The sequence below is a fragment of the Aminiphilus circumscriptus DSM 16581 genome, from assembly GCF_000526375.1.
GTDB lineage: Bacteria > Synergistota > Synergistia > Synergistales > Aminiphilaceae > Aminiphilus > Aminiphilus circumscriptus.
Window position 1 is genome coordinate 180,377 of sequence record NZ_JAFY01000002.1, and the last position, 26,532, is coordinate 206,908.

Consider the following 26,532-nt stretch of genomic DNA (forward strand, 5'->3'; position numbering starts at 1 on the left):
GAGGAAACCGGTTTTCATGCTCCTCCAGATCATTTTATCGCCGGGACAAGACAACGGCACCCGCGAGGTCTCGCCGCACTACGGCAAAACGTCGCGGGTACCGTCACTTACGACTCTTCAGGAAAAATTGCGTACTGACAAGCCAAGAAAGAAACCCTTCTCGGGAGAGCGTGCGCACTCCAGCCCTCTCACGCCTGCGGGGCAGCGCCGACGTACCGAAGGAGCGAAGCTTTCACGTCACCTTTTGAAACTTTTCATTGTTCTGAAGCGCGATGACAGACGCCACCTCCTTCGTACCACCATTTCCGGAGAAGAGACAGAGGCCACTTTGTCACGCCGTTTCTTAATGTTTCAGCTCTGGATGTTTCTCAAAATAAGCTTTTTCCTCGTTATTGATCTCTGTCATGATCTGCTCAAAGTATTCTTTATCAACGAGTTTCATGCTCTCGTCGTAGGAAGGCCTGACAACTTCTCTAAATTTATTTAATTCATCCACTGAAAGTTCATTGATTTCCATGCCCTTACTCCTGAAAAAGTCAAGCCATTCCGCATTCTTCTTCGCGATCTGATCCCGATAGGCCTGGGTTGCGATGGCGGCGGATTCGTCAAAAGCAGTACGCACGTCATCGGGAAGGTTCCGGTACCACTCTTCGCTCGTGAAATACACAACGAACTCGAAAAGGTGCCCGGTGAGCGTCATGTGCTTGCACACTTCGTACAACCGGCCGCCCATGACATTCTCGAAGGGATTCTCCGTCCCGTCCACAACGTTCTGTTGCAGCGATGTAAACAGCTCGGACCAAGCGATCGGGGTCGGATTTGTTCCGAGAAGTTTGAACGCTGCGAGATGTACCGGGTTGGGCTGAACCCTGAACTTCATCCCCTTGATGGACTCGAGATCGGGAATAGGCTTTTTGGTGGAAAGCAGATGACGGAAACCCACTTCCCAGTAGGCCATGATCCGAAGACCGGTCTCCTTCATGACCCGCTCCCGGAAGATCTCTCCAACCTTGCCATCCACGACGTTATAGGCGATCTGCACGTGCGGATAGGGAATCACGAAAAAGTTTCCGAGCGGAATACAGGCCTTCGTGAACTCGGAGAACGTGGACATGGGAACCATCGTCCAGTGGAGGTTTCCGTTCTGCACCAGATTGACGGATGATTCATAGGTCTTCGCAAGCTGCTCTTCCCAATAAATCCTGACGTTGATCCGGTCTCCCACACGCTTCTTCATTTCTTCCGCCAATTTCAGTGTCGCAACGACGCTCGGCTGGTCCGGATAGCTCTTCGGGTTGTACGACGCCTGGATCTTGAAGTCGATCTTCTTCTCTCCGGCAGCGGCAATTCCAGAGAAACAAAGGAAAACGACACACGCAACCGTAACTGCAACTGCAAATCGGCAACCGTACTTTCTCATGGGAGCACCCCTTCCTGAAAATGCACGAGACATCTTCCGCAACACCGAAGTCTACTTGATCACTTCATGAGGATACGTTCTGACGACCTCGTCGTTCAGCTCCTGTCCGAGACCGGGGAGATCCGGCACGGCATACTTTCCCTTCACCGGCTGATAGTCATACGTGCACAGCTCCCGGATATGGGGACAAAGGGCCTGAACGTGATGCTCGTGAATGATGAAGTTCGGAATGACCGCTTCAAGCTGAAGTGCCGCCGCGGTCGAGACTGGGCCACCGCAGACGTGAATCTGCACGGTCGCGTCATAGGTGTTCGCATAGTCGCAGATCTTCTTCCCTTCGGTGATACCTCCGCAAAGACACAGATCCGGTTGAATCACCGCCAGCGCCTGCTTTTCAAACAGTTCCCTGTAACCCCAACGAGTGTAGGAACGCTCTCCCGTCGCAACGGGAAGCTTGGTACTCCTGGCAACGAGCGCCATGTTGTCCACATTCATCGGATGAACGGGCTCTTCATAATAAAAGACGTTATATTCTTCGAGAGCCCGGCCAAGCTGGATAGCTGCATTCACCCCGAGCAGGGAGTGGATTTCGACAATGAGATCCCTGTCGGGACCGATTGCCTCCCGTACGGCACTGACACGTTCGCAGCACATCGCGACCTGGTCATGCTTCAGAATGCCGTAGTGATTCCACGCATCCTCCGACTGGGGGGTATCCAAGCCGAGCCTGTCGTGCTGGAGAGGGTCCACCTTGACACAGTCGTATCCCTCGGCGACAGCCTTTCGAGCTGCCTCGGCGTAGTCCTCCGGGGCGGAGAGATGGAGGAATTCCTCCCCCCAGCCAAACTGAATCTGGCTCGCGTAGGTTCGAAGGAGGTCGCGGGTTTTTCCACCGAGCAACTGGTACACTGGCGCATTGAGCACCTTGCCGCGGATATCCCAGCAGGCAATGTCGATGGCGCTCATGCCTCCATACACGACCGGACCACCCCCCATACCCCAGAAGGTGTCCCGAAAAAGCTTCTCCCAGATATATTCCGTGCGCATGGGATCCTTACCGACAACATATTTGAAAAGATCCTTCAACATCGCGAAGCCGGCTCGACCACCTGCGCAATAGGCGAGTCCCACTTCTCCGATCCCACTGACACCTTCGTCCGTATCCACACGAATCAGGACAGGGTTGAAGAAATTCCCCTTTGGTGCAAGATCACAAAAAAATGCTTCGATCTGGGTGATCTTCATGCTAAAAGCGCCTCTTTTCGTTCTTTCGCGCACACCGCTCAGGCGGTAATGGTTTCAACACGATAATTTTTCACCACATCATCATTAAGCTCCTGACCGAGACCAGGAAGATCCGGAATCCCGTACTGCCCCTTGGTCGGTTGATAATCGTATTTGCATAGTTCAACATTGCATTCCTTAAGGGCGTACGTATGGTGTTCATGAATGATGAAATTCGGAATCACCGCCTCGACATGAAGTCCCGCAGCCTTCGACACCGGTCCTCCACAAACATGAATCTGCACGGTCGTGTCATAGACATTCGCCATGTCACAGATCTTTTTTCCTTCAGTGATGCCTCCACACAGACACAGATCCGGCTGAACGACCGCCAGAGCCTGTTTCTCGAACATCTCCCGGAAGCCCCACCTGGTGTAGGAACGTTCGCCCGTTGCAATGGGAATTTTGACGGAGCGGGCAATGAGAGCCATATTATCGGCATTCATGGGGTGAACGGGTTCTTCATAATAGAACACGTTCATATCCTCAAGCAGTCTTCCGAACTGAATGGCGGAATTCGTTCCCAAAAAGGAGTGGATCTCGACGATGATATCGACCTCGGGACCGACCGCTTCCCGAATGGCTTTGACGCGCTGGTATCCCATATCGAGTTCCTCTCTCCGGAGCAGACCGTAATAACTCTGCTTCGGAGATCTTCCCGGCAGGACGGATTCGTCCTTGTCTATCATCAACGGATCGACCTTCACCGCATCGTACCCTTCGGAAACAGCCTTCAGCGCAGCTTCCGCGTACTCTTCCGGCCTCCGGAGAGCCTTGAATTTCGGAGCCCAGTCAAACTGAATCTGGCTCGCATACACCCGCAGAGAATCCCTCGTCTTACCGCCGAGCAACTGGTATAAGGGAGCATTCAACACCTTGCCGCGAATATCCCAACAAGCAATATCGATGGCGCTGAATCCGGAATACATGATGGGACCGCCACTCATGCCCCAGAACGTATCACGGAAAAGGGACTCCCACAGCGCTTCGACCTTCATCGGATCCTTGCCGAGGACGAGAGGTGCAAGGTCCTTGATCATTCCGATTGCAGCGTTCGAACCACAACCGTAGGCCAAACCGGCCTCGCCGACACCGCTGATGCCTTCGTCCGTATTGACCCGAATCAGGACCGGATTGAAAGCGGCCATCGTAGGGTCCTTTTTGTTGACCTTACAATCAAACACCTCAATACTTGTTATCTTCAAAACAAACTACCTCCTCTATATTAGTGTAGAAACTGAACCAAAAACAAGCTTATCTGTGGGATGAATGTTACAACAAATAGAGCCAAGATCATAGCAAAAACAAATGGAAGTTCTTCTTTTATTATTTCTTGAACTGGTATGTCAAATATGGTGGATGCAAGAAATAGATTGGTGGCCATTGGAGGAGTAACAAAACCAAGAGCAAGCGCTATCGTAATCACAATTCCAAAATGAACCGGATCGACACCGAGAGGGGCCACTATCGAAAGGAGAAGCGGTGAAAAAATAAGATTTGCAGACATGGTATCCATCAACATTCCAAGCAAAATTAGAAATATATTTACTATAAAAAGAACCACATATTTATTCGTAGATATCATCGAAATAGCTTCACTGAGTCTGTCCGGAAGCATGGTGACAGACACGAGAAAGGAAAGCGACGTGGCGAAACCAAAAATCAGGAACGAGGCGCCGACAAGTGAGGCATTGTCGACAAACACTTCCATCAAGCGCTTGATCGTCAATTCTTTGTAGATGAAGAACCCCACGAACATTCCGTACACAACACCCACCACCGCAGCCTCCGTGGGCGTGAAAATCCCTCCGTAGATTCCACCCAGGATGATCAACGGCATGAACAGCGCCCACTTCGCTTCCCAGGCCGCCTTTCCCGCCTCGCGAAAACTGAAGCGCTCTCCGGTTCCCGTGTACCCCCGCTTCTTCCCGACAATGCGCGCCGTGATCATGAGAAAAACACCGACGACAACACCCGGACCAATACCTGCGATAAAGAGGTCTCCGATGGACGTCATCGTTCCCACACCGTAAATCACAAGAGGAATGCTCGGCGGAATGATGATACCCAAGCCTCCCGCAGTAGTCACGACACCGACGGAAAAATTTTTCGAATAGCGATGTTTGACCATGGCAGGAACCATGATTGTTCCAATGGCCGCGAGCGTCGCCGGAGCGGAACCTGAAATCGCCCCGAAGAACATGCACGCCAGAATAGCCACAATCGCCAGACCGGATGTTCTGTTCCCCACAAGTTTGTTGGCGACATTGACGATACGCTGCGAGAGGCCGCCGCCTTCCATAATGGAACCCGTCAGCATGAAAAAGGGAACAGCCATCAACGGAAAGGAATTGATCGCGGAATACATATTCTGAAACATGAACGAGAATCCCGAGACATCATAAATCAAGACAAAAACCAAGACAGCGCACCCGATCGCAATACCTATGGGGATACTCGTCACAAGAAAGCCAACGAACAAAAGCGACAGCACGAGCGCATCCATGACCGTTATTCCCCCTTTGGAGCCGATCCGTGTTTCTAGAATTCAGGTCTCTGAAATTTCCCCGCTTCTCCGGGAATGACTCCGAACTCGTCCATAAGGCGATATTCCCGGAACTGCCGCGCCATATCCTGAAGCAACCTGATCGCAACCAGCAAAAACGACACAGGAAGCCCTGCAAAAACGAGCCATCTTTTCAAGCCCGTTGCCGCGGCAGTCTGACCGGTGGCTTTTGCGAGCATCGTCATGTTATACGTCCCATAGACCAAAAATAAACAAAAACAAAAAAACACGACATTGCATAAAATATCAATTATTTTTCTTTTTTTAGGACTCAAAAAAGACACAAAAACCTCAATTCTAAGATGCCTTCTCTGCTTTACGGCAAGAGCAGCGCCAAAATATGTAAGCCACACAAGACAAAAAATCGACAACTCCTCGGACCAACTTATTGACAAATTAAATACATATCTCGAAAAAACCTGCAAAAACAATACAAACGTCATTGCTGAAGTCAATAAAATGGTGATTATTTTCTCAATATTCGCTAAAACAAATCTCATATTTATACCTCCAGACCTTATTTGATGTTTTCCACAAAAACACCCTCTTTTAATGTTTTTGCAATCCTTTCTGTTGCACGTACATAATGGCTCTTTAGCTTTTCAATACTAATAGCCTTGTCCTTTTTCCATAAAGCATCTATAATGTCTTGATGTTCTTTTTTAGGATTTAGATAATCTTTTGCAATTTTTTGTGATGCAAGAGTCATCCTAATCAATTCCTCAACCATCGTCATCCAAACCTTCATCACATAGTCGTTTTGCTCGAAATCAAGTATTGTCTTGTGAAACTCAAGATCCTTCATTGTGAAATCATACAAACGACCTTCTACTTTTATCATTTCAGAAAGAATTGAGTCGAGCTTTCCTGCTATCAACCTGGATGAGTCTTTTTCAAATATTTTTTCAAGTGCCATTGCCTCCATTTGAGTCCTAAAACAATACATATCGTAAATATCTTTCTCTCTTAACTCTTTGACAAGATACTTTTTCCCTTCTCCCGTGGACACCCACCCGTCCCAGGCAAGGCGCTGCAGAGCATCCCTGACGGGAGTCCGACTCGTTCCGAGCTGTTCCGCCATCTCTCGTTCCTTCACAGCCGCACCAGGCGGCAATTCCAGCGTGATAATCTTCTCCTTGATCGTTCTGTAGATTTGCAAATACAGAAACTCCTCGGCCATGTCAGCACTCGCCCCTTTTTTGGTACACCAAAAATATTTTGGCACGTCATGTTTTCTGAAATATACCATTCTTATTTTGGTGTGTCAACAAGAGTACCGTATACCACGAGTTTTCTCCTCGCGAGGAGGAAAATGTCCTTGGTGGGCATATCATTCCTCCGCGCATGCCGCGGCGAACCGGAGGCAAAGGCCTCCCCGAGGCGGGGTCAAAAAGCGGAGAGAACACTGGAACAGGGAAAGAGAATGGACAGAGTGCGAGCGAACGCGAAACCCGAGAAAGCGAAACGGAGATGTAGTGGCAGAGCCACCTTGAAAGGCGAGGAGGTGCATCCCTGCTGGAGCGGCGGTGCCGCAGAAAAGGGGCGGAGCTCTCCTTGTGGACAATGGCAGAGAGGAAGTCCGCAGAGATTTTCCTGAGGGCGGAGGATTCTGTGAGCCTGCAAACCGGGGCTTGAGTTGTGTGCGTCAAGTTGTGCAAAAAGGTTTTTATGGTGTTCGGCGGCCGTCTGCCGCGATTAGCCGCACTTTTCCAGGAGTGCCTTTTTGTGTTCGATCAACAGATCCATGTGGAGGTAGCGGCTGGATTCCAGCCGCGGGGCGGGGGCGTGAAATCCGGAGGCGGAGCCTCTCTTTCCCGCTTATGTCACCTTCGCCGGCAAGGTAGTTTCGCGGGCATTGTGCACACCGTCCGCCGAGGAGAACGTTCCCAGGCATGCCCGAATAAGTTCGGTGCCGGGCGGACCGGTCTCCTTTGCCCATCTTCATAGCCACTGGGAACGGGGAAGTAATGAGAATACCAACGGCATCCTCGTCATCGACGAACTGGGGTTCCAGGTTCTGGACCGGATGAGTGCCCATTCGCTCTTCAAGGTGGCGAGCGCCCGATATGAACGCTCCAGCACGATCATCACGCCGAACACAAGCATCCGGGAATGGCCGGAGATGCTCGCGGGAGACGAAGTGCTCGCCACGGCGATTCTGGACCGGCTTCTCCATCACTGCCATGTGGTTCACGTGGATGAGAGCAGCTACAGGCTCTGGGAGATGGAACGCCGCACCCGGACTGCCGGGAAGGAGGGATGACGGAACCGGGGAATCCCGACAGGTTCAGGAATCAGTTCTGCTCAGTCACGATGGAATGCGGACATCTGCGGGAAAATAGATGTCCTTTTCGTGCGGGAATCCGGGTGTCCCTTGACATCCGAATTGGGCGCTCAGGGATTTTCCGCACTTCCCGCATCGGACAGACGGGGTGGGTTCGTTCTCCAATAGGCGCTTCCGTCGGCCTTCCGGTCCAGAAAACCGTAGTCGATGAGATAGCGCCGAATGGTGACGTAGTCGTCAAAGGCCCCGGCGAGAAGTTCGTTGACATCCCTTTCCGAGTACCGGCGTCCCCGGACGAAGAGTTCCACCATCCGATTGAGCACCACCAGCTTTGCCTTCTGTTTCTTCGGAAACGACGCGAGAACCAGAGGATCCTCGGAACTGAAATGCTTCTTCAGAATTTTCCGGGCCTCCTCGTCGGTGACCTTCACCCGGTCGTCCGCGACGGGCAGCGCCGCGTTGAAGGTCAGGTAGCCCTGATTCGCTTCCTTCCGGTCGAGGAGTTCCATGATGGCGAGAAAGAGCTTTGCCTCCCGGCGCCGCTTCCGGAGCTGAAAACGGTGATTCCGCACCGTCGAGGGGGACTTGCCCCCGAGAAGCGCCGCCGTTTCTCTGTCGCTGGCGCCCGCGTGGGTGTGGCGGAGCACCGCCTCCTGCAGCTCCGAGATGCCCGTATGCTCCTTTCCGAGACGCAGCAGCGCGTCGAAGGGATCGCCGTGCACCTCCGCCACGTGGCGGCGGACCGCTCCAGAGGCCGTGAAGAGCGTCGTTCCGAAGGGATAGACCACTCCTTCCTCGAATCTCTTGCCGCAGAACAGGCAGACATAGGCCTCGGGAGCGGTTTCCCGGATATGGCCGCACACGAGGTCCTCAAGGGATGCACGCTCGAGCTGGGAAATAAGTGAGTTTGTCATAATGCGGACAGTATCGCGCATCATCTCTTTTTTGTCAAACATATACTAGAAACATCTACTTATCCCCACCTCGACACGTCTCGACACAAAAACGCCGGGGCGGCGGCGGAACACTCCGCCATCGCCCCGGCAGAATCCGTCGCAACAGAGGGAAAAAGAGCTACCGGAACCGTCCCTCCAGGGTGAGGTACTGATCGAAGAGAAGGCGGCTCACCCGAGAGCCGAAGCGGAAGGACTCGTGGTCCTGGTAGTACAGGGAGTCCTTGAAATCTTTGGTGAAGATGGCCACCACGTAGTTCCCGTAGGGGGTGGAGACGATGCCTCCGTCGTTTCTGCAGGCGTCCATGCTGCCGCTCTTGGAGGAGACGAAGAAGAGTTCCTCGTCCCCGGTGTTCTCCGCGTCGAGAAAGTACTGGGGAAGCCCCTTGGTGAGCAGGGTGTTGTACTTCTGGTCCTTGAACATGCCGCGCATGTCCTCGCAGGCCTCGGCGCTCCAGAGTTCGTTCCGGGCGATCTTCCCGAAGAACTCGCCGTACTCCCGGGGCGTGGTGGTTCCCAGTTTGTCGAACCGGGCGAAATCGATGCGGTTGTGCAGCACCGTGTTCGGAAAGCCGAGGGCCCTGCAGGTGGTGTTGATGGCGTCGATCCCCAGGAAGTCGATGAGCAGATTGGTGGCGATGTTGTCGCTCACCACGATCATGAGGGTCGCGAAGTCCTTCACCCTGAGGGTCACGCCGCTCTCCAGACACCGCAGGATGCCGCTCCCCACGACGAAGTGCTCCTCGCCGCAGGAAAGAAGCTGGTCGGGGGCGACGCTTCCCTCGGCGATGCGCCGGTACAGCTCGGCGAGAATGAAGACCTTGATGCAGCTCGCGGATTCAAAGGGTTCGTCCGCGTTCAGGGCGATCACGTTGCCCCGGAGATCGTCCGCGTAGAGTCCGAGCAGGCCGCTGAAATTGTGAATCTCCGCACGGATGCGTTCCTCGAATGTCACTGTGCGCATGACGGGTTCTCCTCTCCCTGCAGCGGAACGGGGTCGTCCGCTCCGCTCTTTGACAGAAATTCCTCGGCGAAATGGCACGCCGCCCAGTGTCCTTCTCCGACGCACCGGAGTTCCGGCTCCTCCCGGGTGCACTGTGGACGCACATGAGAGCAGCGGGGAGAGAAGCGGCACCCCGGCGGCAGTTTCACCGGCGAGGGGGTCTCCCCTTTGAGCAGCGCCCGATCCCGGGGTTGTTCCTCCATGGTGGGCAGGGCGTCCACGAGCGCCCGCGAATAGGGATGCACGCAGCTTCCGGCGACGATACGATGGCTGCCGATCTCCATGATCTTTCCCAGATACATGATGGCCACCCGGTCGGAGATGAGCCACGCCAGAGAGAGATCGTGGGTGATGAAGAGGTAGGAGGTGTTCTTCGTCTCCCGCATCTTCACCATGAGGTTCAGGATGTCCGCCCGCACGGAGGCGTCCAGCATGGAGACGGGCTCGTCCGCGACGATGAAGTCCGGCGAGAGGATGAACGCTGCGGCGATGGCGACCCGCTGACGCTGGCCGCCGCTCAGCTCGTTGGGATATTTGTACAGGTAGGTCTCCGCCGGCTTGAGCCCGGCGAACTCCAGGGCCTCCACCGTCCGGGCGAGCAGCTCCTCCTGGTCGTGATGGTCGCCGTCGATGCGAAGCGGCTCGGACACGATGTCCACGATCATGTCCTTGGGGTTCAGGGACTGGTAGGGATCCTGGAAGATCATCTGGGCCTTTTTGCGGAACATCCTGTTCCATTCCCTGTCTCGGTTCGACACGGACGCGCCGTCGAAGAGCACCTCGCCGCCGCTTTTGGCGACGAGGTTCAGGATGGCCCGCCCCGTGGTGGTCTTGCCGCTGCCGCTCTCTCCCACGAGGGAAAGGATCTCCCCGCGGCGAAGGGAAAAGGTCACTCCGTCCACGGCTTTGACGGTGGCCTTGTTCCTGCCGAGGAGGGTATCCAGGAAACTCCTCCGGATCTCGAAATGGACCTTCAGGTCCCGTACGTCCACAATGTGTTCCGTCATGCCTTCCCTCACCTGTTTCATGATCGTTCCTCCGCGAAATGACAGGCCGCCTCGTGCCCGGGTTCCACGCATCGCATGGCGGGCTCCCGGGAAAAGCAGATCTCCCCGGCGGCATCGCACCGGGGAGAAAAACGGCACCCCGGCGGAGGCGTGACGAGATTGGGCGGAAAGCCCGGAATGGACTGCACCATCTCCCGCTCTCCCCGGATGTCGGGGAACGCCTTCAGGAGTCGCTGCGTGTAGGGATGGCAGGGGTTTCGCAGCACCTTTCCCACCGGGCCGATCTCCGCGACCTTGCCGCCGTACATGACCGCCACCTGGTCGCAATTGGCTCCCACGATGGAGAGATCGTGCGTGATGAGGATCATGGCCATGCCGAACTCGCGGCGGAGCTTTCCGAGAAGGGCCAGGATCTGGGCCTGGACCACCACGTCCAGCGCCGTGGTCGGCTCGTCGCCCACAATGAGCTTTGGCCCGCAGGCGAGGGCCATGGCGATCATGGCCCTCTGGCGCATGCCGCCGCTGAACTCGTGAGGATAACAGTCCACGAGGCTGGAGGAGATCTCCACCAGATCGAAGAGGGCGAGCACCCGCCGCCGGGCCTCTTTCTCGGTAAGCCCCTCGTGGAGGAGCAAAGCCTCCGCAATCTGGCGGCTCACTTTCATCACCGGATTGAGGGCGTTCATGGCTCCCTGGAAGACGATGGACACATCCCGCCACCGGTGCTTCCGCAGCTCCTCCTCGCTCTTCGCGGCAAAGTCCTCCCCGTTCAGAAGGATCTGGCCTCCGGCGATCCGCCCTTCCTTGGGCAGCAGTTGCAGCACCGACAGCGCAGTGGTGGTCTTGCCGCACCCAGACTCTCCCACCAGACCGATGGCCTCGCCCTTTTCGAGGAAAAAGCTCACGTCGTCCACCGCGCGGACGACGCCATCCCGGGTGTCGAAATAGGTCTTGAGGTTGCGTACTTCCAGCAGCTTCATGGTCATCTCCTCCGCAACGCCGGATTGAGGATCTCGTCGAAGGAGTGCCCGAGGAAGGCGAATCCCAGGACCAGCAGAATGATGCACACTCCGGGCGGAACGAAGAACCAGTAAGCGCCGACGCTGACCGCCCCCGCCTCGAAGGCGTAGTGGAGCATCATGCCCCAGCTCGGCCGCAGCACATCCCCCATGCCGAGAAAGCTCAGGGTTGTCTCGGAGAGAATGGCCACCGCGGAGACGAGCACCGTGTTGGAGAAGATCAGGGGAAAGACGTTTGGCAGAATCTTCTTCCGCATAATGTACACGTGCCCCGCCCCGATGGAGCGGGCTCGCTCCACGAACTGCCGCTCCTTCACGGAGAGGGTCTGGGCCCGGGCGAGACGGGCCGTTCCCGCCCAGCTCGTGACGCCGATGACGACGACGATGTTCCACAGGCTCGACCCCAGAAGAGCCGCCAGCACGAGCATGAGGGGCAGCCAGGGAAGCACCAGAAAGGCGTCGGTGACGCGCATGAGGAAGGCGTCGGTCCTTCCGCCGAAGTAGCCCGAGCTGATGCCGATGACCGTGCCGATCACCATGGAGATGAACGTGGCGAGCACTCCCACGATGAGAGAGGTCTTTGCCCCGTGGATAAGCTCTCCCAGCACGTCCCGTCCCAGATCGTCCGTGCCTAGGAGAAACGCCTTCGACGGGGGCTCCAGCATTCCCCCGGCGCCGTATTCCTGGTGGTCGTAGTCGTACAGGAGCGGACCGACAAAGGCCATGAGGACGAAGAAGACCAGGATGGCCAGACCCACGAGGCTCATCTTGCTGCGAAACAGTGCCTCGACAAATTGCCTCCGTTTTCTGTGCAGAGCCAGTTTTTTCGCGTTTTCCATGGATATCCCGCCTCAGTACCGGATCCGGGGATCCAGATAGCCGTACATGATGTCCGCGGCGAAATTCGCCAGAATGACGCAGAAGCTGACAATGAGAAAAATGCCCTGGAGCAGGGGATAATCCCTCGCCTTGAGCGCCTCGTACATGAGACGCCCGATGCCGGGCCAGGAAAAGACCGTCTCCACCTGGAGCGCCCCGGCGATCATGAAGCCCAGGTTGATGGCGATGATGGTGATGATGGGAAGCCTCGCGTTGGGCACGGCGTGCCGGTTGATCACGTCCCGCCGGCTGAGCCCTTTCGCCCTGGCGGTGGTGATGTAGTCCTCGCTGAGCACGTCCAGGAGAGAACTCCGCATGATCATGGAGTATCCTCCCACGATGACCACCGCCAGGGTGACCGCCGGCAGGAAGAGATGCTTCGCCAGATCCACGGCTTTGTCGGCGAACCCCGCGAAGGTGACCCCCGAGGTGTACATGCCCACCGTGGGAAACAGCCCGAGGTGGACACAGAAGAAGGCGATGAAGACGATGCCGAGCCAGAAGGTCGGCATCGCGTAGGTCACGAGGGAAAAGCCCAGAATGGCCGCATCCACGGGCTCACCGCGACGCACTGCGGCGATCTTGCCCAGGAGGATGCCCAGAAAGATGGCCACGATCTCCGCGGCGAAGGCGAGCACCAGCGTGGCGAAGAGCCGGGAACCGATGACGTCGATCACGGGCTGCCGATAGAAGAAAGACATGCCGAAGTTCCCCTTCACCAGTTCCCGCAGGTACACGGCGAACTGCACGAGCTGGGGTTTGTCGAATCCGTAGAGGCTCTTCACCTGGGCCAGCATGGAGGGATTGGCGTTGGGATTCCGCATGATCATGGAGACGGGGTCACCCGGCATGATGCGGAAGAGGAAATAATTGATGATCAGGACGATGAACAACGTGATGGCGCTGTGAAAAATCTTTCGGAGCAGGTATTCGGAATTCATGCGCGTTCCTCCCGACGGTAAGCGCCTTCATCCGGGGCGAGCCCGGCCAAGGGACCGCACCGCTCCACTCTCCGGAGCCGCTGCAATCCCCGCAGGCGCAGGGAGGGCGGCGCGACGAGCGCGCCGCCCTTTTTTCACTGTTGTTCTGTTCGCCCGCCTCCGCCTACTTCTTCGGTTCGAGCTTCACGAGGCTCGTGGCATTCTGAGCGAAGTAGAAGAGGGGGCCGTTCTCCGCGGGAACCCGGACGAAGTTGGTGTATTTGTCCGTGCGGTACGCCTCGTAGACCTTGTTGTAGTACATGATCACGTAGGGAGCATCCTCATAGAGAATGGCCTGCATCTGGTCCACGATCCGCTTCCGTTCCGCCAGATCCACCGCGGTGGCCTGTTTTTCGTAGAGTGCGTCGTACTCGGGGTTGCTGTAGAAGCAGTCGCTCATGTTGCCGATCTCGCTGGTGAGCATGACGCTGAGGATGTAGCTGGGGTCGAGATTGGAGGTCCAGCCCCAGATGAAGAGATCGAAGTCGGCGCTGCCGCCGCCCATGAGATCGATGAGCACGCCCTCGTCCATGATCTCGATGTTCACCTCGATGCCCACGTCGGCGAACATCTTCTTCATGAGCTGGCTGGATTTGACGTAGTGGTCATAGTTGGAGAGGACGGCAAAACGGAAACTCAGACGGTTGCCGTCCTTGTCCTGCCGGATGCCGTCCTTGCCGACGGCATAGCCCGCCTCGTCGAGGAGCGCCTTGGCCTTCTCGGGGGAGAAGGCCCGGAGGAGCGACTCGGGAACCTCGTAGTGCCAGTCCGGCTGGGAGGGGGGAATGAGCGTCGTGCCGGGGCTCGCGGAGCCCATCTTGGAGAAGTTCACCAGTTTTTTCTTGTCCAGGGCGTAGTCCATGGCCTGGCGGATCCGCTTGTCCAGGAGCAGCTTGTTGCCCTTCGACTTCTCGGACTGCCAGCAGTTGAAGCCCAGCTCGGTGAAACTCCGCTCGTCCGAATGGAGAACCTCGATGTTCGGATCGTTCCGAAGGGTCTCCACCTGGTTGGGATTGATGTCCAGGGCGGCGTCGATCTCACCGGTCTTGATGGCCTGCACCATGGCGTCCTTGTTGGCGAAGAGGATGAAGATGAGTTTGTCGATCTTCGGCGCCCCGCCGTAGTAGTTCTTGTTGGCCCTGAGGACGAGGCTGTCCTTTTCCTTCCACTCCTCCACGATGAAGGGACCGCTTCCCACGGGAGCCTTGTTCGGGAACGTGGCGAGCTCCTCCTTGGAGAGCGTCTCCCACACATGCTTGGGAAGAATGGGCGCGGAGATCTGGAGCATGTTCGCCTTGGGGGCCTCGGTGAGCATCTCCACCGTGTCCGCGTCGACAAGGCGAATCTCCTTGATGCCCGCGAGCTGGGACGAATAGCCCAGACCGGCGCTCAGGTAGAGTTCGTAGCTGAACTTCACGTCCTCCGCGGTGAACGGCTTGCCGTCGGACCAGGTGATGCCCTTCCGGATCGTGAAGGTCCAGGTCAGACCGTCCTCGGAGATCTTCCAGCTCTCGGCGGCCTTGCCGACGGCGGAAAGATCGTCCGCGACGCCGATGAGCGGATCGTAGATCAGCTTGAACAGATCTCCCGCGTAGGCCGAATAGGCCGCGAGAGGGCTCAGGCTGTCCGTCTCGTTGGGATAACCGATGCGGTACACCGCCTCCTCCGCGAAGACAGGCAGGGCGCTGCCCAAAAGCAGTGCCACCAGCGTACACAGGACGAGAAACGGGTTGTTCGTCTTCCTCATGTCATCACGCTCCTTCGGTCTTCATCCACAACATCCGCACCGCCACTCCGCCGCGTCAACGCTGCCGATCTCGTCTCTTGCCGTCGCCTGTCCAGGCCCCACGCATGGCATGCACAATAGACGGACCATCACTCATCACGGCAAAACATGCCTTTTTCATGAAACACCGCCGCGGCACGACTATACCACGCCGCAAGAGGGGCGACAAACCAGATCTTTCGCAGAGCCTTCCACATAAAAACAGTGCTTGCGTCAAAGAACTCCGTGCATGCGCAATCCCAGCAGAAGAATCGTCGCGGGAGCCAGGTACTTCACCAGGATGGTGATGTAGGTACGCAACCCCGGGGAGAGGACGTTCGCTTCGGCGAAAAAGCGGGGAAGTCCCCAAGACCATCCCACGAAAAGGGAGAGAAGGAGCCCCCCGAGAATGAGCAGATTGTTCAGGAGCGTGTCCGCCGCCTCGAAGAAGGGCATGGACCAGGCCGCCACGCAACCGATGGAGAACATGACCGCCCCCACCAGGTACACCGCTTTCCGCCGGGACATGCCGAACTCCTCCATATAGGCCGCCACCACCGCCTCCGCGCCTCCGAGCCAGGAGGAGAGCGCCGCCAGATAGAAGAGCACGTAGAAGAGAACGCCGAAGAGCGTGCCGTAGGGCATCTTGTTGAAGACGTTCGGCATGGTGACGAAGGTCAGCCCAGGCCCGCCCGCGGGCTCAAGGCCGAAGGAGAAGACCGCGGGGAAGATGACCAGACCCGCGAGAAACCCCGCCAGCGTGAGCGCCGCGCCAATGTGGATCCCCTGCCGGACCAGGCTTTTTTCCTCCTGTCGGAGATAGCTTCCGAAGACGATGCCCGCCGCCATGGCGACGCCGATGGCGAAGAAGGCCTGGCCGATGCAGTCGTAAAAGGCCTGGGCGGTGAAATTGGCGAAATCCGGTTTCAGGTAGTAGGCCAGCCCCGCTCCGGCTCCGGGAAGCGTGACGGAGCGGAGGATCAGCAGGAGCAGCAGAACGAAGAGGGCGGGCATGCAGAAGGCATTCGCCCGTTCGAGCCCCTTGTTCAATCCCCTGGTGATGATGAGGACCACGAGGACCACCGTGACGGCCATCCAGGCGATCACCTCCGGCGTGTTGCCGATGAAGGCGCCGAAGTACTCGCCGATCTCGGCGGGGGCCATGTTCCGGAAGGTGCCCGCGCCGGTCTTGAAGATGTACGCCGTGACCCATCCCGCCACGGGCATGGTGTATCCCAGCAAAAGCTGCATGGCGAAGACGTTCATGTACCCGTTCAGCGTCCATCCCTTCCCCTTGCCCAGAATGCGGTAGGCGCCGACGGGGTTTCTCTGGGAGGCGCTTCCCAGGCTCAGTTCCAGAATGAAGAGCGGAATGGCGAGGAGAAAGATCACCGCCACGTAGAAGAGAAGAAAAACGCCGCCGCCGTACTTCCCCACGAGATAGGGAAAGCGCCACAGGCTGCCGATGCCGATGGCGAACCCGATGGCGGAAAGAAAAAATCCGAGTTTCGAGGAAAACCGTTCCCGCTCTGCCATGCTCATCTCTCCTTTACCCTCTCCGGAAAATCGCTCCGTGCCGCCGCACGCCGCCTCGGGAATGCGGCCTCTCGCTCTCACTCGCCGTAGACGTCGCGCTCCACCGAGCGGTAGGCGTGCTCCGTGGGAGTGACGCCCTCGCGGCGTGCGCCGTTCAGGTTCTCCCAGGTCTGTTCCGTGCAGAGCTTTCCCACGTTCTCCATGAGCCGCTCCCGGCTCGCCCTCTCCTGGTGGACATATTCCTCGTATCCCGCCATCACTCCCGCGATGTTGTGCACCCACTCCACCTGATAGAGAATACCCCGCTCCGCGATCCGGGCCGCGAGGGCATATTCTTCTTCCTGGCTGGACGCCTTGAGGACGTTGTTTGCGGGACCCATGATCATTCGGAACTTCAGCTCCGGAATGTTGTGCGCGTCAAGGATCCCCCCCACCGCGGCGGGGGCGAAGATGTCAGCCTCGACGCCCAGGATAGCCTCGGGCTCCACCACCCGGACGGCCCCCTCGGGGGACGCGGCGACGAGTTTCCGCACCGCCTCCGGATCCCGGTCGCAGACGACGAGTCTGGCGCCGTCGGCGAGAAAATCCTCCGCCAGAGGAAACCCCACGGCACCGAGTCCCTGCACGACGACGGTCTTTTCCTTCAGGCTTTCGGAGCCCCAGAGGAAACGGGCCCCCTGCTTCACTGCCATGTGGGCGCCGTGCGCCGTGGGCGTGCCGGTGGGCCCCAGCGGTCCCTTCGGCCCACCGGTGATGTGGAAGGAGAAATGTGCCTTCATCACGTCCGCGAGCTCCGGAGGAAAGCGCATGTCCGGCCCGGTGGTGTTCCGCGTCCGGTCGTTGGCATAGGCGAGGAACCCCACCTGATCCAGATTTTCCAGGTCCACGGGCTCCATCTGCACCGTCACCTTGCATCCCCCCATGGGAAGACTGGCGGCGACGTTCTTGAACGTCATTCCCCGTCCGAGGTTCATGCCGTCGACGAAGACGTCGATTTCGTCCTCTCCGGGCTCGTGGCGCCGGATTCCTCCCATGAACAGGCTGGAATGGAGATTGTTCACGCCGCGTTTGTCGCTGTGGATGTGGTTGACGAAGCGGATGTCCATCTCCTCGTGGTAGTAGCAGTCGAGAAGAATGTGCCGTCCCTTGCGCATGAGTTCCATGATCTGCCGGAGGTGTTCCTCCAGGCCGTGCTTTGCGAAGAGTGCCCGGGTCTCCCCGGAATTCCGGTACACCCCCTCGGTGGGACAGAGCGTGAAGAGCGTGAAGGAGCGGTTGTACTCCCGAAAGGGCGTGTCTCTGTCCCATTCCCGGGCGGAAAAGAGCGAAAAGTGATCCTTCCTCCAGTCATAGGCAATCTTGAGATGGGTCAATCCCTCTCGGCGCAGCACTTCGAAAACGCTTTTCCTCATCAAACTCCCTCCTCGACGTCGTCGGATTCGCTCCTTGCGGAACTCCGGTGCAGCAGAATCATCCTCGCTTCAACCATTCCGGCGGCACCGCCCGGAAAAAGCGGAAAACACCGCCGGTCTCCGCGCCGCACCGCCGAGGGCGGCCGGCGACAAAAAAAGCATGAAGGGAGGACTGCTCCGTCATTCCGCGAAAGAATGTGCTGTCGATGGTATTTTTCACTAAAGTGATTGTCAAGCGGCGATGCATGGCGCTTTTGGTTCATCCAAAGGAAGAAAGGAACACGATCTCTGCGCACCGCCGAAGCGGAGCGAGAACAGCGGGAGCACGACACCGGAACATGCCGCTGCCTGAGAAAAGGCGATCCGTGGTTGCCGTATCCGAGGGAGCAGGGTTCCCGATGGCGATGCCCATGCCCATGGAGGCCGTGTTGCCGTATCTGAGGGAGGAACAGGTTTCCTATGGCGATGCGCGTGCCCATGGAGACCGTGTGGTCGTCTCCATGGGCAGACAGGGACCGGGACAGAGACAAGGGACAAAGACTGGGAGCCGAAGAGAACAAGAAAAAGGCACCGGCGCACAAACGAAGCGGGGCGTGCTTGCGCACGCCCCGCTTCGGAAATAGTCCGGCAGTCCTCGGTGGAACACGCGGCCCATCCCGTATCGGGTGCGCCGGGCACTCGCCTGCTCTGGAACGGATGCCGAAAAACGGCCCGAAGTGTCTCAGGCGCGACGTTCCGCGTCGCGCCGCACCTCTCTCGGAAGGACGATTTCCACGAGCAAACCGCCTCCGGAAGCGAGGGAAGCCCGGATGGAACCTCCGTGCCGTTCCACGGCGCGCTTGGCGATGGCGAGGCCAAGGCCCACGCCGCCGCTCCGCCGGTCCCGGGCGGCATCGCTCCGGTAGAAGGGTTGGAAGATGCGCTGCAGCTCCTGTTCCTCCACGCCCGGACCGTGGTCCCGGACGGACAGGACGATGCGGGATCCCGTCTCTTTGAGCTCGACCTCCACGGCGGTCCCCGGCGCGGTGTGGCGCAGGGCGTTGCGCACCACATTTTCCAGCGCGCTCGCCAGAAGCGCCTCGTCTCCGGAAATGACCAGATCAATGGGCAGATCTCCCACGAGGACGCGCTTTCCCTCGTTTTCCGCCTCGAAGGAAGCGTCTCCGGCGACGCGTTCCACCAGAAGGGAAAGATCCACGGGAGCATGCGGTTCGTCGCTGTTCATCTCCTCCGCCCGGAACAGGGCCAGGAGATGGCCGATCATGTCGTTCATGCGCGCCGCCTCGAGCTCCACCCGATCGAGGAACAGGTTTACCTCGGGGGTCGCGCCGTTTCTGGCGAGGGTGAGCGCCACGTCGAGGCGTTGAAGCGGCGAGCGAAGCTCGTGGGAGATATCCCCCAAAAGACGGCGCTGGGAGGTGAGAAGGGCTTCGATGTGTTCCGCCATGCCGTTGAAGGCCAATCCGAGACGTGCGATCTCGCCCCCCCCCTCCAGAACGATCTCCGGAGCCCGTGCGGCAAAATCCCCTTCGGCAAGGCGGTGGGTGGTGCGCTCGAGCTCCCGGATGGGAACAGTGATGTGTCGGACGAAGACGAAACAGAGGAGCGCTCCCGCAGCCATGGAGAGCAGAAGCATTCGGGACGGGCCGGGAAAGCGAGGGGGTTTTCCGAAGGGATGGAACACCGCGACGAGGTGTTGTCTCTCCCCATTGGACGCCCTGTCCCCAAAGGGAACGGTCACGAAAAAAGAGCCCCGGTCCAGGTGCTGCACGCCATGGGAGGAAGCCGCCTCAAGCTGGAGCCGCACCTGTTCCGGCAGAGGTGGGCGGAATCCTTCCTCCGCGGGGAGGTGGAACTCCGCACTGTTCGCCTCCTCCGCCTCGTCCAGATAGGACGACAGGGCCGCCAGATCTCCGCTCCGGAGCAGGTGCGCCGCAGTCCGCGCGACCGAGAGAGCCACCCATTCCATGTGCCGCTCTATGTGGGGAGGAATGCCCACGCGCTCCGCCGGGCGGTACAACAGGGAGGATATCTCGAAGACCACCACGGGGAAGAATACTACCGCTAACGCACCCAGATAGAGCTTCCAGAAAAGAGGAAATCCTCTCACGATGCATCCGCCTTTCCGGAACAACCGTCCTCTCCGGGAAAAGCGTACACGTATCCTTCACTCCGCACGGTGTGGATCCGCTCGGTTCCGTCACTGTAGGGACCAAGTTTTTTCCGGAGACGGCTCATGTGCACGCCAAGGCTACGGTCAAAGGGAGAATGGCGCCTTCCGAGCACGTCCCGGGAAAGGCGCTCCAGGGAAACCAATCTTCCCGCCGAGACGAGAAGGGTCTCCAGAAGACGGAATTCCGTTCCCGTAAGCGCCACGGGAACACCGCCGACCTTCACGGAGCGTGCGCCGGGACGACATTCGAGATCGCCCACGACAAGCAGTTCCTCCTCGCGACCACGAAGCACCCCCGGCACGTCTTCGTTCCGCCGCTCCGTCCGGCGCAGAACGGCCCGGATCCGCGCCGCGAGCTCCCGGGTGTGAAAGGGTTTGGGGATATAATCGTCCGCCCCCAGCTCGAATCCGACGATGCGGTCCACGTGATCCGTCCTCGCCGTGAGGAACAGCACGGGGAGGTCCGTCCTGTTCCGGACCTCCCGAAGCACCTCGAATCCGTCGCATCCGGGAAGCATCACATCCAGAACCATCACGTCGTACTTTCCCGAAAGGGCCTCCCGAATACCCGCGATGCCGTCGTGCACATGCCGGAAGGCAAATCCCTCCCGCTCGAAATAAGCCTCGAGAAGTTCGCAGAGCTCCATATCGTCGTCCACGACGAGAATGCGCTTCATGTTTTTTCCTCCTTCACCGTCCCTCTTCGGACCATCCGCTCTCATGCCGCGTCTCCCTTTGAGTTTTCGGTTGTAGCAATGAAAAGGCGCATCCTCAAGATTATTTGTATTTCTTCGCGATTCTTTGCGATTTCATAACGCTTCTTGTCGAGCTCTTTTCTCCCAGCCTCCGAGAAGGGAAATAGACGGTATGTCGCTTCCGGAGCGCGGCACCGCAAAGATCATGTTTCTTCAAAAGGAGGTGTGTGCTACATGAGTGTGAGCGGAATCACCGGCAGTAGCGACACAAGTAGCATTTCCGAACTACTCCGCCTGGCACAATTGAATGCTCAGCACGTGGAAACGAATTCCACGGAAACGGAAGAGGATGACGTAACCCTGTCCGGCCCGGGGGAACTCCTGAGCAAACTGCGACAACTCCAGGAGGAGGACCCCGAACAGTTCAAAATCGTTGCCAAGGAACTCGCGGAACAACTTCAAACTATGGCGGACGAGATGGGCGGCACCGAAGGCGAGATGCTTTCCTCCTTCGCGTCGGATCTCCTGACGGCGAGCGAAACGGGAGATCTTTCCGCCATGCGTCCCAAGCCGCCTCAGGGAGGCGGTATGCCTCCGGGCGGAACCTACGGCATGGAGAACGGCAAGGTCGTCATGAATAACGATACGGAGGACGAAAACAGCTTCCAGACCCTCGGCGCCATTTTCGCAGCACTGTCCGACGAACTCGACGACATGCTCAACGCATAATTCGTTTCCTGAAGGCTGTTCCCGGGGCGTTTCCGCGGAATGTCCCGAGAACAGCCCTGAGTGATGAGAGACTTCGACACCGTCGGGAAAATGAAGAAACTCTGCTCGCTGCGGGCTGCCTCATCGGCTTCCTGCGGGCAATTCCGCAAGGAAGCCGTTCTCGTCTTCCTTTGTCCCGCTCATAAGAGGAATGCAAGCAGGTTTTTCAAGGAGGAAAAGCCATGTCAGACTACTCGACACCAATGTTTCAGTTCACGGGCGTCACCAGCGGCATCGAATGGGGGGACATGATCGACACGATCATGGCGGCGGCCCGCAAGCCGGTGGAAGTTTGGGAAGCCCAACAGGACACGTTGGAACTCAAGATCGGACTCTACGAAGAATTCTCCGCCGTCATGAAGACCATGCAGAGTACGCTGACGAGCCTGAAGCTTCCCTCTACCTTCCGGATGAAAGCGACGGAGGTCACTTCCCTCTCCTCCGGCCTGGAGAGCAATGCCATCCTGACTGCCACGGCCACCACAGATGCCTATCTGGGCGAGTGGGACATTGAGGTGCTCCAGAAGGCGACCACGGAACAACGAGTCGGCACGGGCTTCTCCAGCGCTTCGGAAGCACTGGGCATCTCGGGAACCTTCTACGTCCGCGTGGGATCCCAGCGGGCGGAAATCGAAGTAAAGAGCACCGACAGCCTTCGGGAGATCAACCTGAAGATCTCTCAGGCCGTGGACGATCACGGCAACGCGTTGAACATCAGCTCCAAGCTCATCGACAATCACCTGGTACTCACCAGCGCTTTCAGTGGCCTCGGCAGCAGCACGGGAAGTTCCGCGACGGTGACGCGGGGATCCTGGACGGATGGCGAGGGTGGATCGGACTACCTGCCTCTTCCCGGCGACGGAAGCAGCTACCCCACCATCACGGCGATCACCTACGGCTCCACCACCTACACAGAGGGAACGGACTACACCTACGATCAAAGCACGGGAACCATCACATGGCTTTCCGGGGGCTCTCATCCGAGCACGGACGAGGACTACACCATCACCTTCGACGGAGAATACACGTGGAACACGAATACTTTCGCCCTTGAAGAGGGAACGGGAGATGTCCTGACATCCCTGGGACTCAACATCGACGACGACGAGCACTACAGCGCCGCCCAGGACGCGATTCTTCTCGTGGACGGCGTCCGGGTCACCCGGAGCAGCAACGAGATCGACGATCTCATCGGCGGCGTCACCCTCAACCTGAAAGGACCCGGAAAAGTGATCCTGGACATCACCACCGACATGGAAGAAGCCGTCACCGCCATTCAGGCGTTTGTGGATGCCTACAACGAGGTCATGGAATGGATCAATATCCGTCTCTCGGAAGAATCCGATGAAGACGCCGAGACGGACTTCGACAAGAAGTTCGGCCTGCTCCACGGGGACTCCCTGCTGTGGCAGGCGAAAAGCCAGCTCCGGCAGCTCATTTCGGACCCGCAGAACATTCTCGGCCCCCTTACGATGCTCTCTCAGATCGGCATCACCACGGAAAGCACCGACTACGGCAAGAGCGGTCTCCTTGAGTTCGACTCGTCGGCGTTCATGGAAGCGGCCACGCCGGGTTCCCTCGATTTCCTGGATCAGTGGATGACTGACGCTCTGGAGGATTCGGATACTCCTCTCAACGAACTGAAGACCGGCTTCAGCGGAGGCACCTTCTCCATTGCCATCGGAGGCAAGAGCACCACCATCACAGTGAACGCCACGGACACGCTGACGGACATCAATCTCAAAATCGCCGCCGCCCGGGACACCACGACAGGAACGTCCCTCGCTCTCCGAAGCACGATCGTAAACAACACGCTGGCCTTTTCCAGCAGAAGCGTCGACGAAGATCTGAGCTTCCAGGATCCCGACGGAGTATTGCTCGCTCTGGGGATGGACATTTCCGATCCGGATGATTCGGCACATCATGCGCAATACGCCTCGGATTTCGTCGGAGACCTCGTCACTACAATCATGTCGAAGCTCGACGATTTCTGCAGCAACATGGTGGACAGTACCCAAGTCTCGGTGGGTACTACGGTGACCATCAAGGGACGCATCGCAAGCCGCATCGATTCTCTGACCACACAGATCACGAACCTCGATGAACGCATCGCGGCCTTCGAGGAACGACTCGCGACCAAAGAGCGCGGTCTGAACGCCCAGTACTCCCAAATGGAGACCATTCTCGCCGAACTCAACGAACAGGCGGAGTGGCTGTCAAGCACTCTTTCGGCCCTCTCGTCGAGTTGATCCCGGTTTCTCACGTCGACACAGGGAATCCGCAACTTCGTCATTCGTCAGTCTGCCCGGAGGAGGTCCCGTCCAACCCCTCGGATCCCTCGGGAAAACGCAGCTCCACGCAGAGTCCTCCCCCTCGGACGTTCGTCGCATCGATACGTCCTCCGTGGAGCTGCACCGCCCTCCGGGCGATGGCGAGCCCGAGCCCGACGCCGCCGCTCTCCCGCCCCCGGGAGGCGTCGAGGCGGTAGAAGGGGCGGAAGAGGTTCTCCAGCTCCTCCTCGGGAACACCAGGCCCGTGGTCGCGAATGCGCACCAGCCCCCATCTCCCGCCGTTTTCCACAAGAGACAAAACCGCCACCTTGACCTCCGTTCCCGGCGCGGTATGGCGCAGGGCATTGCGCACCACGTTCTCCACGGCGCTCCGCACCAGATCCGCGTTGAGCAACAGCGGCGGAAGCGCACCGAACGCCTCGAAGCGCACCGTGCAGCCGCAGGCGCGGGCCTCAAAGTCCGCGTCTGCTACCACTTCGCGCACCAGAGCAACGAGATCCTCCGGGGCAGTGAGGATCCTCCCCAGATCCGCCTCCACCCTGGCCAGGGAGAGAAGTTGACCGATGAGTTCGTTCAGTGCCTCCGCCTCCTTCTCGATGCGGGCGAGTGCCCCCTGGACTTCCGCGCCCGCCCGTTGTCTGGCGAGGGCGAGGGCCACATTGAGCCGTGCCAGAGGTGAACGCAGTTCGTGGGAAATATCCCGAAGAAGGCGCTGCTGCGCTTCCAAAAGGGCTTCCACGTGACGCGCCATGTCGTCGAAGCTCCGTCCGAGTTGACCGATCTCGTCTCCACGGTTCTTTAGATCCTTCTCCACCCGAACGGAAAACTCCCCTCTGGCCATGGCCTGGGTCACCTCGTTGAGGCGCCTCACGGGGCGAGCGATATGCCGGGCGAGCCAGAAACAAAGCAAACCGGCCGTGCAGGCAAGCCCAGCCAGGTAGACCGGAAGAACCCGACGGTTCGGCCCGATGAGGGGAAAGAGAGGACGTTTCGGCAGAAGACCAACCACAATGTAGGCATTGCCCCGGGAAGAAACGATCCTCTGGAAGACCAGGGACAGCCCCTGGCGATTCGCGAAGCTCTCCCCCCTCTTCAGGGCGGCAAAGGCGCTCTCCCGAATCCGCTCATCTCCAGGAAAGGGAACGAGGGAGGTCCCATCCTCGCGGAAAAAATGCAGCCCCAGGGCCGTTTCATTTCGAATCTTCGCCGTCGCCTCCGCGAGGGCATCGGTCCCTCGCACCTCGTAGATCTCCAGACAAGTCGCACCGTGGTTCCGCACGGCGTTGGTGAGAATGCCCTCCCGCCCCGAGAGGAGAATGCCCTGGGAGATCATGACCTGGGTGAGGACGACGCTCACCGTCGCCATGAGAAGGAGCACGCCGAGAAACCAGAGGAAAATCTTGAGGAAGAGGCTTTTGCCGCTCACGAGGAACTCCCCTCGGGGGGCAGTGCGTAGAGATAGCCCTCACCGCGAAGCGTCTTGATCCGCTCCGAGCCGTCGCCATAGCGGCCAAGCTTTTTCCGGAGGTTGCTCACATGCACGTCGATGCTGCGGTCGAAGGGGGAATAGGGACGTTTCAGAACCGAGAGCACGAGCTTCTCCCGGGAAAGAGGCTGTCCGGCGGCGCGGAGCAGTTCCTCCAGCAGGGAAAATTCCACAGTGGTCAAGTCGAGCGGCATTCCCGCAAGGCGCACCGACCGGCCTCCCTGGTCGAGCTCCAGATCGCCCACGGCGAGAAGTCCCGGCGTGCTCCTTCCGCTCTCGCTGCGGCGGCGGCGAAGAATCGCCCGGATGCGCGCCACCAGCTCCCTGGGGTTGAAGGGTTTCGGCAGGTAGTCGTCGGCGCCCATTTCGAGCCCGACGATGCGATCCACGTCGTCGCCCCGAGCGGTGAGCATGAGCACCGGAACGTCCGACTCGGAACGAAGCTCCCGCAGCACGTCGAAGCCACTCCTGCCCGGCAGCATCACATCGAGCACCACCAGGGCAAAACGTCCGGCGAGAAGTTTCTCCCGCACCCTGCGTCCGTCGAAAAGAGCTTCCACGGCGAATCCCTCGGTCTCTAGATATTCCGCCAACAGGGAACACAATTCCTGATCGTCGTCCACCACGAGAATGCGTTCCATTTCTTCCGCCTCCCGATATTCCGGCCTTTTTCCGCCCGAAGTCCGTCTTCTCCTCCACTCTATCCCGACTTGTCTTCCTTGCCCAGTCAAGAACTGTTCGGTTGTGCCAAGGAATCTTTACGTATCCTCACAAATCTTCACAGAGAAAAAAGGCATGTTTACCCGAAGCGCGCTAGAATCCTCCCGTCCGGAGGAAAAAATGCGTTTTCTCCACACCCTGCGAAGTGGGCACACTCCGACGCCAAATCCAAACAGAGAAGCGTTTGCCCCGGCCTGTCCCGCTTGCCCTCGATGGAACAAGATGCACACAGGGTGGAACACGCATGAGAGAAAACCCCTGAAGAAAGGCTTTTCCTTTTCCCTTGGCTTG

The 26,532-nt window shown here is 58.4% G+C and carries 22 protein-coding genes; 3 read left to right on the top strand and 19 right to left on the bottom strand.

From position 1 onward, the window contains the following. Window positions 1-343 precede the first annotated feature (343 nt). From K349_RS0101400 to K349_RS0101425, 6 genes are read right to left on the bottom strand one after another with little or no spacing between them, the layout of a single operon-like run. Window positions 344-1,453: a TRAP transporter substrate-binding protein gene (locus K349_RS0101400; RefSeq protein ID WP_084460111.1), complete on the bottom strand. Its 1,110-nt coding sequence runs from the start codon at window positions 1,451-1,453 to the stop codon at window positions 344-346. Between the two features lie 18 nt (window positions 1,454-1,471). Then, the gene (locus tag K349_RS0101405; protein WP_026368119.1) at window positions 1,472-2,665 is read right to left on the bottom strand and encodes a mandelate racemase/muconate lactonizing enzyme family protein; all 1,194 of its coding nucleotides are present in this window, start codon (window positions 2,663-2,665) and stop codon (window positions 1,472-1,474) included. A 38-nt stretch (window positions 2,666-2,703) separates the two neighbouring features. Next, complete coding sequence (locus K349_RS0101410) at window positions 2,704-3,909, bottom strand: mandelate racemase/muconate lactonizing enzyme family protein (protein WP_026368120.1); 1,206 nt, start codon at window positions 3,907-3,909, stop codon at window positions 2,704-2,706. 20 nt (window positions 3,910-3,929) lie between these two features. Continuing rightward, window positions 3,930-5,210 (bottom strand): TRAP transporter large permease, encoded by a 1,281-nt coding sequence (locus K349_RS0101415; RefSeq protein ID WP_026368121.1) that lies wholly within the window; start codon window positions 5,208-5,210, stop codon window positions 3,930-3,932. A 35-nt stretch (window positions 5,211-5,245) separates the two neighbouring features. After that, complete coding sequence (locus tag K349_RS0101420; RefSeq protein ID WP_026368122.1) at window positions 5,246-5,770, bottom strand: TRAP transporter small permease; 525 nt, start codon at window positions 5,768-5,770, stop codon at window positions 5,246-5,248. Window positions 5,771-5,787: 17 nt separating this feature from the next. Continuing rightward, entirely contained in the window at window positions 5,788-6,450 is a 663-nt protein-coding gene (locus tag K349_RS0101425) for a GntR family transcriptional regulator (RefSeq protein ID WP_026368123.1), read from the bottom strand. A gap of 729 nt (window positions 6,451-7,179) precedes the next feature. Between K349_RS0101425 and K349_RS15995 the strand changes: the two genes are divergently transcribed. Continuing rightward, window positions 7,180-7,533, top strand: coding sequence for an ATP-binding protein (locus K349_RS15995; RefSeq protein WP_026368125.1), 354 nt, complete (start codon window positions 7,180-7,182; stop codon window positions 7,531-7,533). 131 nt (window positions 7,534-7,664) lie between these two features. On the opposite strand, the gene K349_RS0101440 is transcribed toward K349_RS15995, so the two are convergent. The 11 genes from K349_RS0101440 to K349_RS0101495 all read right to left on the bottom strand — a co-directional run bounded on the left by K349_RS0101440 (window position 7,665) and on the right by K349_RS0101495 (window position 20,958). Next, window positions 7,665-8,468 (bottom strand): DUF2087 domain-containing protein, encoded by an 804-nt coding sequence (locus K349_RS0101440; protein ID WP_026368126.1) that lies wholly within the window; start codon window positions 8,466-8,468, stop codon window positions 7,665-7,667. Window positions 8,469-8,628: 160 nt separating this feature from the next. After that, window positions 8,629-9,471 (bottom strand): serine hydrolase, encoded by an 843-nt coding sequence (locus K349_RS0101445; RefSeq protein ID WP_026368127.1) that lies wholly within the window; start codon window positions 9,469-9,471, stop codon window positions 8,629-8,631. Next, window positions 9,459-10,538, bottom strand: coding sequence for an ABC transporter ATP-binding protein (locus K349_RS0101450; protein WP_051464161.1), 1,080 nt, complete (start codon window positions 10,536-10,538; stop codon window positions 9,459-9,461). The genes K349_RS0101445 and K349_RS0101450 overlap by 13 nt, the downstream gene beginning before the upstream one ends. After that, a complete protein-coding gene (locus tag K349_RS0101455; protein ID WP_245587987.1) occupies window positions 10,535-11,497 on the bottom strand; it encodes an ABC transporter ATP-binding protein in 963 nt (320 codons plus the stop codon). Before K349_RS0101455 ends, K349_RS0101450 begins: the two co-directional genes overlap by 4 nt. A 2-nt stretch (window positions 11,498-11,499) precedes the next feature. Further along, window positions 11,500-12,375: an ABC transporter permease gene (locus K349_RS0101460; RefSeq protein WP_026368130.1), complete on the bottom strand. Its 876-nt coding sequence runs from the start codon at window positions 12,373-12,375 to the stop codon at window positions 11,500-11,502. A gap of 12 nt (window positions 12,376-12,387) precedes the next feature. Continuing rightward, window positions 12,388-13,356, bottom strand: coding sequence for an ABC transporter permease (locus K349_RS0101465; protein ID WP_026368131.1), 969 nt, complete (start codon window positions 13,354-13,356; stop codon window positions 12,388-12,390). A 163-nt stretch (window positions 13,357-13,519) separates the two neighbouring features. Beyond that, complete coding sequence (locus tag K349_RS0101470) at window positions 13,520-15,142, bottom strand: ABC transporter substrate-binding protein (RefSeq protein WP_026368132.1); 1,623 nt, start codon at window positions 15,140-15,142, stop codon at window positions 13,520-13,522. Window positions 15,143-15,394: 252 nt separating this feature from the next. Then, a complete protein-coding gene (locus K349_RS0101475; RefSeq protein WP_051464162.1) occupies window positions 15,395-16,696 on the bottom strand; it encodes a sodium-dependent transporter in 1,302 nt (433 codons plus the stop codon). Window positions 16,697-16,773: 77 nt separating this feature from the next. After that, entirely contained in the window at window positions 16,774-18,108 is a 1,335-nt protein-coding gene (locus tag K349_RS0101480; protein ID WP_026368134.1) for a Glu/Leu/Phe/Val dehydrogenase dimerization domain-containing protein, read from the bottom strand. A gap of 721 nt (window positions 18,109-18,829) precedes the next feature. Then, window positions 18,830-20,218, bottom strand: a complete 1,389-nt coding sequence (locus tag K349_RS16000; RefSeq protein ID WP_157367238.1) for an ATP-binding protein — start codon at window positions 20,216-20,218, stop codon at window positions 18,830-18,832. Then, on the bottom strand, window positions 20,215-20,958 hold the full coding sequence (locus K349_RS0101495) for a response regulator transcription factor (RefSeq protein ID WP_026368137.1): 744 nt from the start codon (window positions 20,956-20,958) through the stop codon (window positions 20,215-20,217). Before K349_RS0101495 ends, K349_RS16000 begins: the two co-directional genes overlap by 4 nt. A 252-nt stretch (window positions 20,959-21,210) precedes the next feature. On the opposite strand from K349_RS0101495, the gene K349_RS0101500 reads away from it, so the two are divergent. After that, window positions 21,211-21,705: a hypothetical protein gene (locus tag K349_RS0101500; RefSeq protein WP_026368138.1), complete on the top strand. Its 495-nt coding sequence runs from the start codon at window positions 21,211-21,213 to the stop codon at window positions 21,703-21,705. Window positions 21,706-21,926: 221 nt separating this feature from the next. Beyond that, entirely contained in the window at window positions 21,927-23,993 is a 2,067-nt protein-coding gene (fliD, locus tag K349_RS17625; RefSeq protein ID WP_084460115.1) for a flagellar filament capping protein FliD, read from the top strand. 40 nt (window positions 23,994-24,033) lie between these two features. Here the strand turns inward: fliD and K349_RS0101510 are convergent, their stop codons facing one another. Both K349_RS0101510 and K349_RS0101515 read right to left on the bottom strand, forming a co-directional pair. Continuing rightward, entirely contained in the window at window positions 24,034-25,461 is a 1,428-nt protein-coding gene (locus K349_RS0101510) for an ATP-binding protein (RefSeq protein ID WP_026368140.1), read from the bottom strand. After that, window positions 25,458-26,162 (bottom strand): response regulator transcription factor, encoded by a 705-nt coding sequence (locus K349_RS0101515; RefSeq protein ID WP_026368141.1) that lies wholly within the window; start codon window positions 26,160-26,162, stop codon window positions 25,458-25,460. Before K349_RS0101515 ends, K349_RS0101510 begins: the two co-directional genes overlap by 4 nt. Window positions 26,163-26,532: the final 370 nt, after the last annotated feature.